We start from the raw sequence: 14,132 nt of genomic DNA, 5'->3' as shown, positions 1-14,132 counted from the left end.
TTTTTATCTTCTATATCATCAATTATATTATTAACGTCTTTAGTATCTAAAAAAGTAACGAAATTTAATGTGTTTGCAATAAATTTTGATAGTTTGTATGAAAAGCTCTTATTGCTTTTATGCTTATTTTTATCAGCTTAGTAAGCAGTAATCACAACAAATGTTATTGTTATCAAAATGAGGATTATATCTATCATAGTACCATCCTTTTAATTACCTATATTTTCTAGAATGTATCCTTCATTATAGCGTTTACCCGAAAAGTAATATCTAAAAATAAGATATTTTATATTTCTAAGTGATTTTTTTAACAAAAGTATTTTATATATGTCTAACTAGGGTATAGGTAAGGATGAGGAGATAAAATGAAAACATTAATAGCTATAGATACAATCAAAAATTTTGAAGATTCTGTTACTATGGGGAGGATTTTTAAGGAGGAGTTGTCCTCTAAGGCTTATCCTATACCCTTTCTCGACGGAGGAGAAGGAACAATAGAGTCGATGAAGTTTATTTCTAAGGGAGACTACCACTATGTCAATGTACATAATCCCTTAAACGAAGCGATTACCGCGAGGTATTTGTTAAATGATGGTTTTGCTACTATAGAGATGGCCGAATCGTCAGGGCTTTCTCTTTTGTATAAGGAGGACCTTGATGTTATGAATGCATCGAGCTTGGGACTTGGAGAAGTCTTTCTGGATGCCTTGAACAATGGGGCGGAAAGCTTTTATATAGGAGTAGGCGATAGTGCTTCCAACGATATGGGAATGGGCATGCTCTATGCCTTGGGAGCGAGGTTCTATGATGAGGATGATAATAGTCTTTCTCCTGTAGCCAAAAATTTGGCCAAGGTTAGTAGGATTGATATAGATGGGATTGATCAGAGATTTAAGAAGGCTGATATCAAGATTGCTACAAGCAGTGAGATGACTCTTTTTGGAGAAAATTCTTTTCTTGAAAACAGAGCCTACAGGAAGGGAGCTAGCGATCTTGATGTGGCAAGGCTTTTTAGAGGATGTGAGAACTTCATGGAAAAGACCGCCGATCTTTTAGGAATTGGTCATGTTGATTTTCCTTCTTTAGGTTCTGGTGGCGGATGTGCTTGGGCCTTGTTTACTTACTTTAAGGCAAAAATCACCCAACCAATGGACTATATTTTGGAAAAGGTTGATTTTAAAGATTTGATTAAGGATATGGATTATCTGATTTTAGGTGAGGACTTAAGTCAGTTTAATGCCTATTCTTCTATAAATATGGCGAAACTTGCCAAAAGATACAATGATAAGATAAAGATTATCTTCCTTCACGATGATAACAATGAAGATAATTACGACAAGACCTACTTTGATTATATTTACAAATACCATATAGAGTCAGGTCTTGATAGGAATTCTCTTTTAGAAAAGATCAGACAATTGGCAGGCGAGATTAATAACAAATATCTCACAAGTCCTGAAAATTAGCTAGGAAAGCGGTACAATTATCTATTATGAATATTAAAAAATTAGGAGAAACAAAAGTGACGACTGTCCTTATGATAATCAATATAGCAGTTTTCGCTATAATGACTTTGACAGGAGGAAGCGAGAATATTGAAAATCTCGTAAGATTTGGAGCAATGGTCAAGCCCTTGTTTTATCAAGGCGAGTGGTGGAGAGCCCTTACGGCAGCCTTTATTCATATTGGATTTTTTCATATTTTATTTAATATGTATTTCCTTTATAATATAGGCCCTCTTTTTGAGAGACTTTATGGATCTATTAACTTTCTAATAATCTATATCCTGGCTGGAGTTTTGGGTAATATCTTTACCTATGCTTTCGGCGGGGCCAATACTGTCTCTGCCGGAGCTTCCACTTCCCTTTATGGGATGTTTGGACTTGCTATTGGTCTTATGATTAACTACAAGGATGATGAGATATTAAGAGGACTTGGGGCAAGTTTTATTTCTATAATAGTTATAAATATAGTCTATTCTTTGCTTGCACCTGGAATTGGAATTCAAGGACACATGGGAGGATTTTTGGCAGGGGTTCTTCTTGCTGGAATTTTCCCTGTTGTAAACAGACAGCTTCCAAAGACTACCATCTTGATTTCTGTATTAGCCTTCATAATCTTGGCTTTCTTGTTTATAAGAATTGGTAATAAGAGTCTGGGTGTTGGATAAGATGAAGTTATGGATATTAAGTCTAGTGTTTTTGTTAAGTGCATGTTCCTTTCAGTCTAAGGAGGAGTTCGAGAAAGAGATTGACGAAGTGGATAAACCCAAAGAAACTATAGAGATGCCGGAGGTAACTTACAAGGACGCATCTACCAAGGAGACTATTAGAAAAATCGACTTCGAAAAAGATTATAAGAAGGCTGTTATTGGTGATAATATAAGCCTTGATAAGGCTACAGGATTTATCAAGGAGATAAATTTTGCAGGAAGTCAAGTTGGTTTTGTGCTAGAGAAAGACCAAGCAAATATATTAAATCTCAAGCTAGTCTATGACGATGAAGGAAAGGTTGAGTATACTTACGGACCTCTTTCAAGAGAAGGTGAGCTTGTAAGTAGGATCAAGGTCATAAGCTTTGATTCGGAAAGCGGACCTATGCTTTTAGTAAGCGAGCTTTTAGTCTTTGAAAATGAAAGCCTAAGTAATTACTATTTATACAATAAATATCTAAGCCTGCTCGATTCTTTTTCCTTCTACAATACGACTGGAAAGATTGAGCCTGAAGTCAGAAGGCTAGATGATTTGGTAGAATCTAGTGAAACTTCTACTAAGAAGGACCTTAAGGAAGCTATAAGGGCCAGGATAGAAGCTGAAGATAAATATTTACAAGATATTTCTAGGGCCTATGACTTAGATATGGACTTGGCGAAGGACACTATTTTAGGAGAAGAGCTTGAAATAGGAAATCTTCTTTACGATAAAAAGGATAAGGAGATTTTAAATATCGAAAAGAGAAAGACTGAAGATGGGAAAGACACCATCACGATAAAATAGGAGAAAAAATGGAAAGAAAAGATATAGATCAAAGATTAAAATGGGATACGACTTCGATTTATGAAAAAGACGAAGACTTCTACGAAGATATAGAAAATGTCAAGAAATTAGCTGATAAGCTAGTAGGCTTTAAGGGAAAAATCACATCTAGTTTAGATAATTTCAAAGAATTTATCAAATTAGACGAAGAGTTTTCTAGAAAATTAGAGAAAGCCTATGTCTACGCATCATTAAAAAGCGATGAAGATACTAGAGTTACCCAATACCAAGAGATGGACCAGGTAGCTACCAACACATACGTTGCCTTAACCGAAGCCCTATCTTTCGTAAGGCCGGAGCTTTTGGCAACAGATCAAGAAAAGATTAATGAATATCTAAAAGATCCTGAGATAGCTCATCTTTCTCACTACTTTGAAGATATTGCTAGGTATAAAGACCACACCTTGGATGAGAAAAGTGAACAAATAATAGCAAGCTTTGGTAAGACTGCCCAAAATCCAAGTGCGACCTATATGATTTTCTCAAATGCTGATATGTCTTTTCCAAGTGTAGAAAAAGATGGGGAAGAGATAGAAATCACCGATGCGAACTTCGTAAACTTGCAACAAGATAAGGACAGGAATTTTAGACGTGAAGTCTATGAGAAATATTATAAGATCTATAGACAATTCTCAAATACCCTAGCAAGCACTCTAGATGGAGACTTCTCAGCTCACAACACAGAAGCTAAGCTTAGAGGATTCTCATCAGCTAGAGAAATGAGCTTGTTTGCTAATAACTTACCAGAAGAAATCTACGACAACCTATTAGAGGTAGTTCACGATAATGTCGATATCCACAGAGATTACACCACTCTTAGGAAAGAATTCCTCGGAGTAGATGACCTAGGATTCCATGATATTTACATGCCACTTGTAAAAGATTATGATAGGAAAATCGAATTTGACGAAGCTAAAGAAATCGTCCTCCAAGCTATCAAACCACTCGGCGAGGAATACGTAGAAGTAGCAAGGAAGGGATTTGAAACGGGATGGTTCGACGTTTGTCCAAACAAGGGCAAAAGGGGCGGAGCTTACTCATCAGGCTCTTACGATACTCAACCATTCATCTTACTCAACTACACAAATACAATAGATGATGTATTTACAGTAATTCACGAGTTAGGTCACTCCATGCACTCCTACTACACAAGGAGCAATCAAGAATACCAATACGGTTCTTATTCAATATTCTTGGCAGAGATTGCATCAACTACCAACGAGCTTCTTCTCCTAGACTATATGCTCAAAAACTCTAAGTCTGAGGAAGAAACAGCTTATCTACTAAACTACTTTGTAAACCAATTCAAATCAACAGTCTTTAGACAAACTATGTTTGCAGAATTCGAGCATAAGGTAAACAAATTAGTAGAAGCTGGTGAGCCAATTCCTGCAGAAAGGCTTCACGGAATATACAAAGAATTAAACGAAGATCTTTTCGGAGAAGATATAGAAGTAGATGAATTTATATCTGCAGAATGGGCGAGAATCCCACACTTCTACATGTTCTACTACGTATTCCAATATGCGACAGGATTTATGAGTGCCGTTGCCCTAAGTCAAAAAATCCTTCACGGAACAGATGAGGATAGAGCGGCTTATCTAAACTACCTAAAGGCAGGAGAGAGCGAATATCCACTAGAAGTCCTAAAGAAAGCGGGAGTCGATATGACAGGCAAGGATGCCATGCAAAAGGCTATGGATGTAGCAAGAGATGCTCTAAAAGATTTAAGAGAAGCAATATTATAAAAATATAAGTTATGAGGCTATGGCTATGCTGTAGCCTTTTTTATTTAAGCTTTAATTTGGGTAAATATAAATATAAGTGTAGCTTTTAATAAATAGAAAAGAGTATCTTATGACTTATAGGAAGAGAAAATATGAAATAGTAAAGAAATTTATGAATCCAGAGCTTATTAGAGATATGAGGTTTGTCTTTGCTAAGGATAGAAATAATAGGAAGGAAGATAAAGAAAGAGAGATTCGCCTTGGTCAAAATCTTGTCACCCTCTTTGAGGACTTGGGGCCAGTTTTTATTAAATTCGGCCAAATTTTATCTACCAGGAGAGATATATTCTCAGACAATATAATAAACGAACTAGAAAAGCTCCAAGATGATGTAAAGGAAGAGGATTTCTCCTATATAAGAGAAACTATAGAAGAAGAATTTGCTAGAGATATTGAAGAGATATTTGTAGAATTTGATAGAAAAGCCTTGGCGACAGGATCTATTGCCCAAACCCACTTAGCTTATATCAGGACAGATGATTCGGTCAAAAAGGTCGTAGTAAAGGTTAGAAGAAAAGATATAGAAGAGAGGGTAAGTGAAGATCTCACTATTATAAGGGACTTATATAGGAAATATCAGAGTAAACTTAACTTTATCGAATCCTTCGACTTAGGAGAAGTCCTAGAAGAATTTGGTAAAACTTTAAGAAAAGAGATTGATTTCAAAAATGAAAAGGAAAACATCTTAAAATATAGGGAAGATAATCAGAGGTCAAGTGACCTATCATCTCCAGCTGTCTACGAAAATTATTGTGGGAAGTCGGTCCTAACTATAGAATACATAAATGGTAAAACTATTAGATCAAGTTACGATAAAGACCCAGATACAAGAAAGTCTCTTGCCAAAAAAATCATCAAGGCCTACACCAATCAGATGTTTTCCTATGGCTTTTTCCACGCGGATCCCCATCCTGGAAATATCTTTGTAGATTCGGATGATAATCTATATCTAATTGATTTTGGTATTGTATCTACTCTTTCGGAAAACTACAGGTATCAGATAATCAAAATATTTCTAGGAGCAAGTTTTAACGAAGTAAGCCTTGTGACAGATGCCATACTTGGCATGGGACTTTTGGCCTTTGATAGCAAGAAGATACCGATTTTTGAAAGAAGAATCCAAAAGCTTTTGGATAAATACATGGCTATGAATATTAGCCAGCTAAAATTAGTAGAACTTATAGAGGACTTTTATAGGCTATTGGTAGATTTTTCAATCAAAATCCCATCAGAGCTTACTAATTTCGGCAAAACTGTATTAACTGTAGAAGGTCTTATAGAAAAGCTAGTCCCAGAAGAATCCTTCATAGCCCTAGCTATACCCCTAGCAAGACCCATGGCTCTTAAACTCTTAAGCCCAGACATAGTCTCAAACAAAATACTTAAAAATACTTACAATTCAGCAAGCTTTATAAATGAGCTGCCCAAAGCTTCTTTGAATATATTAAGGCAACTAGAAAGAGGAGATTTCGCTATAGAGCAAAAAAGAAGTGATAAGGATCTCAAACTTTTTGAGAGAATTGAAAAAAGAAAGGTTAATGCCATAGTTTTTATAGGTATTTGCCTAATCATATCATCTTCTATATTAAGCCTTGCTCTAATCGGGTTAAACAATAAGGATATGAGACTTCTAATAATATTGATTTTAACAATAAGCTTGATTTTTTCTCTTTACCTACTGAAAGGCTTACTGAAAAAAGGAAAATAATCTAGGCTCCTTCGGGGGCCTATTTTTTATGAATTTTACTAGGGCTTAATTTATTCTTTACAAAAATCCTTTACTATATTCTATAGTAAAAAGCTAAGGAGGAAAAATGTTAAACATAGCCCATAGGGGATTTAAGGGAGTATATCCAGAAAATACAATGCTCGCCTATGAAAAAGCAATAGAAACGGGAGCGGATGGTATAGAATTTGATGTTCACCTTACAAAGGACAGTGAACTTGTAATAATTCATGATGAAACTTTAGAAAGAACTACAGATGGAAAGGGTCTAATAAAAGATAAAACTTTACAAGAACTTAAAAAGTTAAATGCTTCAAAGGGATATCTAAATTGTGAAGTCCAGACAATACCTACCTTAAGAGAATACTTTGACTTTGCTAAAAACAAAGATATCATTACAAACATTGAACTTAAGACGTCCATTATAAGATACGAGGGAATAGAGAAAAAAGTTTATGCCCTCATAAATGAATATGGTATGAAGGATAAAATAATAATTTCGTCTTTTAATCACAATTCTTTAATCAAGATGAAAGAAATAGATAGAGAAATAAAATGTGGAGTCCTAGAATCATCAAGACTGTATAAACCATGGGAATACGTGAAAAACATGGGAATGGAATATTTCCATCCGTTAAATTTCACTATTAACAAAGAAATAGCAGAGAAATTCTTGGAAAATAATATAGGATTAAATATTTGGTTTGGCAAAGCGGACTACGACTTCAGCAAATGTCTAGACCTTAATCCGACAGGCCTTATAACAGATTTTCCTGATAGGGTTAGTGACTTACTTATAAAATAAATTTAATAAAAAATAGATTTATTTTACAAAAACATTACAAAGTTAATAAAAAAATTTGATATATTTCCTTTATAATTCTAAAGGAAATAAAATAAATGGAGGAATTATGTTTAAAAAAATCGCTAGCAGACTAATGTTAGTCTTGATGTTCGTTACTTTAACTGCATGTGCAGGACGTAATGAGGATTCGAAATCAATTGATACAGGAAAAGATAGTAAAAATAGTGAAAGCTCTGAATCAAACAGTAGCAATGATGCCACTAGTTCAGATGGCAAGACAACTATAGTATTTTGGCACTCAATGGGTGGTAATTTAAACGACGCCATAGACCATCTAGTTGCTGAATATAATAAGTCACAAGATAAATATTTTGTGAAGGCAGAATTCCAAGGAGAATACGACGATGCTCTTACAAAACTTAGATCATCTGCTTCAGGCAAGGATGTCGGCGCTGATTTGGTTCAAGTTTTTGAATTAGGAACAAGATATATGATCGACTCAGGTCTTATCAAACCTATGCAAGATTTTATCGATGAAGAAAATTATGACACAAGTCAATTAGAAGATAATCTTCTTGCTTATTATACAGTAGATGGAAAACTAAACTCTATGCCATTTAACTCTTCAACACCTCTTCTTTATTACAACAAGGATATGTTTGAGAAAGCTGGTGTGGAAGTTCCAAAGTCTTTGGAAGAGATGAAGCTTGTAGGTCAAAAACTTAAGGAATCTGGTGTTACAGATATGCCTATTTCCTTTAGTGTATATGGTTGGTGGATTGATCAATTCATGAATAAACAAGGGCTTGACCTATTTGATAATGAAAATGGTAGAAAAGCTAATCCTACAAAATCAGTATTCGAAGAAAATGGTGGTGTTACTAATATACTTAAGTCATGGAAAGATCTAGCTGATGAAGGTATAGCACCTAATGTTGGCAAACAAGGTGGAACTGCAGAATTTAATTCAGGAACAAGCGCTATGACATTTGCATCAACTGCTTCTCTTACACAAATATTATCAGAAGTAGGAGATAGATTCGAAGTTGGCACTGCATATTTCCCATCTGTAAAAGATTCTGATAAAAATGGAGTTTCAATCGGAGGCGCATCTTTATATGCTATAAATTCAGGTAATGAGGAAAAAATGGCAGGAACATGGGATTTCATCAAGTTCTTAGTAAGTGTCGAATCCCAAACATATTGGAATGCCAATACTGGATATTTCCCAGTAAATAAGGGAGTACTCGAGACACAGGAATTCAAAGATCTAATTAAGAAATCTCCACAATTTGAGACTGCAATCGATCAGTTACATGATTCAAAACCAGAAGATCAAGGGGCACTTGCAACAGTGTATCAAGAATCTCGACAAATTATGGAAAAGTACATTGAAGAGGTCCTAAATGGAAATATAAGCCCAGAAGATGCAAGCAAAAAGATGGCAGAAGAAATAGATGCTGCCTTAGAATCATACAACAAGGTTAACAAATAATGAATAAATACAATAATAAAGCCTATCTTTACATGCTTCCAGCACTGGCTCTATTAGCACTATTTGTATTTTATCCTTTCGTACAGACTATTATTCGTAGTCTGTACGCAACGGATAATATGGGGGCCAATACTCTTTTTATTGGATTTAAAAATTATTCGGATCTTCTATCTTCCCCTTCTTTTTGGAACAGTCTAAAGGTAACCATGATTTATGTTGTTATAGTTGTAATTATAGGTGTTCTAATAGGATTTTCTACAGCACTTTTGTGCAGAGTAAATTTTCCAGCTATCAGGTTATTCTCGGCTGCTTATTCTCTTCCTATAGCTATAGCTTCATCAGGTATGGCTCTAGTATTTAAAGTAATGCTTAACCAATCTGTAGGAATTTTAAATGTGATTTTAAAAACAAATGTCAACTGGCTAGCCGACCCTAATTGGGCTCTTGTAAGTGTAGGTATTCTTACAGCATGGCTAAACTCAGGTATGAATTTCTTGTACTTTTCATCAGGACTAGCTGGAATAGATGACAGCTTGTATGAAGCAGCTTCAATTGATGGAGCAAATAACTGGAATCAGTTTAAGCATGTTACCCTTCCTTCAGTAAGACCTATAATGTTTTTTGTTGTAGTTACTAATATAATCAATGCCTTCCAATCATTCGGACAAATAAAGCTTCTTACTCAAGGTGGACCAGGAGAGGCAACTAATGTAATAGTGCATGATATTTATAAAAATGCCTTTATGAACTACAGGTATGGTTATGCTTCCGCTGAATCAGTAGTTTTATTTTTTATAGTTATGATTCTTACAATCATAGCCTTTAGATCAAACGGAGACAATAATGCAAGTAAGTAGCAATGTAAAAGAGATTAATGCTAAACAAAAAGAAAAATCTATAAAAAGAAGTCTTAAAAAGACTGAAGTACTAAGATTGATTTTAAATATTATAGTAGTTTTCTTTGTACTATTTCCTATAATCTATGCTTTCGTTATGAGTGTAAAGCCTAGTCATGAATTGTACGACAAGACTTTTTTTACAGCACACCCAACTATTAATAATTATAAGGATGTATTTAAGATAGCCCCAATAGAAGGCTATATAATAAATTCTCTTATAGTTTCTGTAATCATAACCTTCTTTCAAATGGTAACTGCAATTTTATCTGCTTTTGCCCTTCACTTTCTAAATTTTAAGAAAAAGGGAATTCTATTTGCGATAATAATGGCGACAACTATGATTCCTGGAGAAACTACCATAATTTCGAACTTCTTGATGATTTCTGGATGGGGCTTTACAGATTCATTTTTTGGATTGGTTGCACCTTACTTAACTAGTGCCATGGGAATCTTTCTCTTTAGACAAGCTTTTAAATCTTTTCCTATGGAAATTTATGAGGCAAGTAAGATAGACGGAGCAAGTGATTTGGGTTTTATCTTTAGAATCCTTATTCCTCTTTCAAAACCGACAATAGGAGCCTTGGCTGTACAATCTTTCTTGGGAGCATGGAATATGTATATGTGGCCACTTCTTATAACTGGATCTGATAGATATAGGACGGTGCAAATTGGTATATCTATGCTAAATTCAGCAGATTCACAATCGATGCTTTTGATGATAGCAGGGGTTGTAGTTTGTATGATACCATCGCTAATAATATTTATGTTCGCCCAAAAGAATATGGTAAAGGGACTAACTACAGGAGCAGTAAAGGGGTAATTATGGCAAAAGTAAAATTAGAAGATATTTGGAAAATATATGATAATGGCTTCGAAGGAGCAAAGAATATAAATCTTGATATAAAAGATAAGGAGTTCGTAGTCCTAGTTGGCCCTTCTGGCTGCGGGAAGTCTACAACACTTAGGATGATTGCAGGGCTTGAACCAATAAGCAAGGGAGATTTGTATATAGATGAAGCTAGGATGAATGATGTAAACCCCAAAGATAGGGATATAGCTATGGTATTTCAATCTTATGCCCTATATCCTCATATGAGTATCAGGGATAATATGGGATTTGCTTTAAAGATGCAAAAAGAAAAGAAAGAGAATATAAATCAAAAGGTTGAAAAAATTGCAAAGATATTGCAACTTGAAGCTCTCCTAGATAGAAAACCAGCCCAATTATCTGGAGGACAAAGACAAAGAGTCGCCTTGGGAAGGGCAATGGTTAGAAATCCCAAGGTTTTTCTATTAGATGAGCCCTTATCAAATCTTGATGCCAAGCTAAGGGTGGAGATGAGATCTGAAATAGTCAGACTTCATAAGGAGTTAGATACAACATTTATCTACGTAACTCACGATCAAATAGAAGCTATGACAATGGGAGATAGGATTGCAGTTTTAAATCAAGGAGAACTTGTCCAATTTGATACACCTTTGAACCTATATTATAGGCCAAGGAATAGATTTATTGCAGAATTTATTGGTTCTCCTAAGATGAACATAATCGAAAGCAATTTAACAAAAGAAGGATCTTCGCTTTATGTAGAACTTTTTTCTAGAAAGATTAAATTACCTGACTTTAAGACGAAGGATCTTCTAGAAAAGAAAGTAGAAGAGGGAAAAATCCTTCTAGGAATCAGGACGGAAGAATTTAACTACGATAAGGAATCTGATATAAAAGTTAAGTTTTCGAATGTTGAGTACATGGGATCAGATACCTATGGTTATACTAGAACCGATAGGGGAGAAACAATAGTGATGCGCTTTGATTCTAAAGATCCTATATTAGTTGATAAGGAAATTCCTATAAGTATTAGTGAGGAAAACACCTATATTTTTGATATAGAAACTGAAATTTGTATTTCATTTCCTGAAAAAAACGTAGATCCTATAAAACTACAAGAAGTTATAGATGCATAAGAAAAGACATACTAGTCGTTTTAGACTAAGTATGTCTTTAAATTACGATTATAACTTTTTGAAAATAATGTTAAGAAGTTCTTCCTTTCTTTTATAGGATAGCTCGTCTTCCTTTAGTCTATTATCACTTTCTTTCTCGATTTTTTCTTTGATATCATCTTTTAACCTATCTTCTGCGAAAGTATATACCGTAGAATTCTCCTTATCTATATGCTCTCTTAAAAGATTTACATAGGCCATAGAGTTTGCGATAATCTGGAGGATATCTCTATCATCTTTTGTTTTCTTGTAAGAATTTAGTGAGTTTTCAAGCTTAAACGCATAGGATCTAGCAAGTTGATGCTCGACTAGCATACCATTTTTTATGACTTTTTCTCCCAAAACTCCTAGCTCTTCTATCATATATTTAAAAAGTATATCTTCTTCCTTCTTGTGATGGATTCCATCTGCGAACTCTCTAATAAAGGAGATGCTTGCTCTGAAGAATTCCTCATCTATAGTTTTATCCTTTAGAATAGAAAGACATTCTTCCTCTAACCTATCCAAAAACTTTGTTATCTGATCGTGTTCTTTTACTAATATTTCTATAGCTTTCATATTATCACCTCTATATATTATACTAGAGTTTTTATGAAAACTACTAGCCTTCTTGTATAATCTAATTAGGAGGATGTATGCATTATACAGGAAACGAAATATATAGGCCGCCCCTTGAGGCAAGGACGCCTCTTTTGGAAGTAACTAGAGGATGCTCTCACAACAAGTGCGTATTTTGCACTATGTATCAACACACACCTTTTTCTCTAGCTCCCAAGGAAAATATAATAAGTGACTTGGAGGAGTTGGCATTTTACTATCCAAATCTTGAAAGAATCTATCTCTTAAATGGAGATCCCTTCGCCCTATCTTTTGAAAAACTTAAGGAAATAGGGGAATTAATCCATAAATATTTACCAAATATCAAAACAATAACTTCATATGCCTCATTTTATAATATGAAGAACAAAACAGTAGCAGAACTTAAAGAGTTAAAGAAATTGGGTTTTGATGAATTATATATAGGAGTGGAGACAGCTTACGAGCCAGCCCTACTTAAGATAAATAAGGGTTGTAACTTAGAAGAATACAAGGATTCCCTAGGTAAAATAAAAGAAGCAGGACTAAGCTATCATGCCATCCTTATGATGGGAGTGGCAGGAAGTGGAAATTCAGAAGTAAATGCCAAGGCTACGGCAGAATTTCTAAATATCTACCCAGCCAAATCTATATTTCCTATGACAACATCGGTCCAATATGGATCTGAGCTTTACAAAATGAGGAAAGAAGGAGATTTTAAGGAAGCAAGCCTTGGAGAAATTATAAAGGAACAAATAGTCTTAGTAGAAAATTTAGACTATCCTGACGAAGCTCTTTTCTCATCAGGACACATGGTAAATCTCATAAACGTAAGTCATAGATTTAAAAATAAGGACAAAATATTGGAAAAACTAAATTATGCCCTAGAAAACCTAAGCCCTGAGATATTGAACTCAACAAATGAGAGGCAAGCTAGGTAAAGAAAAATCGCCCGGAGGCGATTTTTTTAGTCTTCGCTATAGGATTTGAAAGGTTGATCTGTTTTTGGAAGCCTATCTGGCGTTATTGAAAGTCCCATTTTATTTTTTTCGTGTTTTAGCTCTATTAGTAGGGAAATCATCATAAAAATTATTGCCAGAGAAAAAGGCAAGGCTACAATGATTAGGGTATTTTCAAGAGCTGTAAGACCGCCAGAAAATAGGAGGGATATAGCTATAAGGGCAAGCAGAGCTCCCCAAACTATTTTCTTCTTATTGGAGGGGGTAATCTTTCCTTTGTGTTAACTTAAAGAAAAAGGATAGAAACAAATATAGCATATATAAATATAGCATATATATAGAAAGAAAAATAAAAAAAGAAATTATTTGACAAGAAGAAAAATCCATAGTATTATAATAAGGCACGTTCCAAGAGCGAGCGGAAAATATTAAAAGAAAAAATATTTGACAAGTCACTCTTGAGGGTGTATACTTATCTTATACCGCATGAGCTTAAAGCTTTGGAAAATTAAAAAAATCATAAAAAAATGATGAAATTATTTGACAAACAAAAACTTATGTAGTATCATATAAGAGTCGCAAGATACAAGCGACGTTGAACCGAGATTAACATCATAAGATGATAATCATAAATTATATAGAATACAATAACAACAACCAAAGTTAATACTTTGAGTACAATGATTCTTATCTTTATATATATAAAAGATGAGGACAAAATTTAAATCACGCATTTGATATAAGTCAGATGTAAATGATAGAGTCTTGATCAAAAGATTCTCATAACAAACTATTTATGAGAGTTTGATCCTGGCTCAGGATAAACGCTGGCGGCGTGCATAACAC

At 34.4% G+C, this 14,132-nt stretch carries 13 protein-coding genes; 11 read left to right on the top strand and 2 right to left on the bottom strand.

Translation table 11 applies throughout. From position 1 onward, the window contains the following. The first annotated feature begins 365 nt into the window (after window positions 1–365). The 10 genes from RCH56_RS06310 to RCH56_RS06265 all read left to right on the top strand — a co-directional run bounded on the left by RCH56_RS06310 (window position 366) and on the right by RCH56_RS06265 (window position 11,712). Window positions 366–1,466, top strand: coding sequence for a glycerate kinase (locus RCH56_RS06310; protein WP_306484131.1), 1,101 nt, complete (start codon window positions 366–368; stop codon window positions 1,464–1,466). A gap of 26 nt (window positions 1,467–1,492) precedes the next feature. Next, window positions 1,493–2,170, top strand: coding sequence for a rhomboid family intramembrane serine protease (locus RCH56_RS06305; protein ID WP_306484130.1), 678 nt, complete (start codon window positions 1,493–1,495; stop codon window positions 2,168–2,170). Further along, a complete protein-coding gene (locus tag RCH56_RS06300) occupies window positions 2,160–2,996 on the top strand; it encodes a hypothetical protein (RefSeq protein WP_306484129.1) in 837 nt (278 codons plus the stop codon). The genes RCH56_RS06305 and RCH56_RS06300 overlap by 11 nt, the downstream gene beginning before the upstream one ends. 8 nt (window positions 2,997–3,004) lie before the next feature. Then, complete coding sequence (gene pepF / locus RCH56_RS06295; RefSeq protein WP_306484128.1) at window positions 3,005–4,783, top strand: oligoendopeptidase F; 1,779 nt, start codon at window positions 3,005–3,007, stop codon at window positions 4,781–4,783. A 109-nt stretch (window positions 4,784–4,892) separates the two neighbouring features. Then, entirely contained in the window at window positions 4,893–6,530 is a 1,638-nt protein-coding gene (locus RCH56_RS06290) for an AarF/ABC1/UbiB kinase family protein (RefSeq protein WP_306484127.1), read from the top strand. 106 nt (window positions 6,531–6,636) lie between these two features. Continuing rightward, window positions 6,637–7,353 (top strand): glycerophosphodiester phosphodiesterase, encoded by a 717-nt coding sequence (locus tag RCH56_RS06285; protein WP_306484126.1) that lies wholly within the window; start codon window positions 6,637–6,639, stop codon window positions 7,351–7,353. A gap of 106 nt (window positions 7,354–7,459) precedes the next feature. Next, on the top strand, window positions 7,460–8,848 hold the full coding sequence (locus tag RCH56_RS06280) for an ABC transporter substrate-binding protein (protein WP_306484125.1): 1,389 nt from the start codon (window positions 7,460–7,462) through the stop codon (window positions 8,846–8,848). A 206-nt stretch (window positions 8,849–9,054) separates the two neighbouring features. Next, window positions 9,055–9,705 carry a carbohydrate ABC transporter permease gene (locus tag RCH56_RS06275; protein ID WP_240308895.1) on the top strand — a complete coding sequence of 217 codons (651 nt, stop codon included), beginning with the start codon at window positions 9,055–9,057 and terminating at the stop codon, window positions 9,703–9,705. Further along, window positions 9,692–10,567: a carbohydrate ABC transporter permease gene (locus RCH56_RS06270; RefSeq protein WP_306484124.1), complete on the top strand. Its 876-nt coding sequence runs from the start codon at window positions 9,692–9,694 to the stop codon at window positions 10,565–10,567. Before RCH56_RS06275 ends, RCH56_RS06270 begins: the two co-directional genes overlap by 14 nt. 2 nt (window positions 10,568–10,569) lie before the next feature. Further along, a complete protein-coding gene (locus RCH56_RS06265; RefSeq protein WP_306484123.1) occupies window positions 10,570–11,712 on the top strand; it encodes an ABC transporter ATP-binding protein in 1,143 nt (380 codons plus the stop codon). A gap of 48 nt (window positions 11,713–11,760) precedes the next feature. Here the strand turns inward: RCH56_RS06265 and RCH56_RS06260 are convergent, their stop codons facing one another. Then, complete coding sequence (locus tag RCH56_RS06260) at window positions 11,761–12,309, bottom strand: hemerythrin domain-containing protein (protein ID WP_306484121.1); 549 nt, start codon at window positions 12,307–12,309, stop codon at window positions 11,761–11,763. A gap of 77 nt (window positions 12,310–12,386) precedes the next feature. On the opposite strand from RCH56_RS06260, the gene RCH56_RS06255 reads away from it, so the two are divergent. Beyond that, window positions 12,387–13,268 (top strand): radical SAM protein, encoded by an 882-nt coding sequence (locus RCH56_RS06255; RefSeq protein ID WP_306484120.1) that lies wholly within the window; start codon window positions 12,387–12,389, stop codon window positions 13,266–13,268. A 26-nt stretch (window positions 13,269–13,294) separates the two neighbouring features. On the opposite strand, the gene RCH56_RS07610 is transcribed toward RCH56_RS06255, so the two are convergent. Then, window positions 13,295–13,555, bottom strand: coding sequence for a BCCT family transporter (locus RCH56_RS07610; protein ID WP_373690237.1), 261 nt, complete (start codon window positions 13,553–13,555; stop codon window positions 13,295–13,297). Window positions 13,556–14,132: the final 577 nt, after the last annotated feature.

The sequence above is a fragment of the Anaerococcus sp. genome (assembly GCF_030825785.1).
GTDB lineage: Bacteria > Bacillota > Clostridia > Tissierellales > Peptoniphilaceae > Anaerococcus.
Note: the sequence above shows the minus strand (reverse complement) of the source record. Positions and strands in the feature narration are given on the sequence as shown.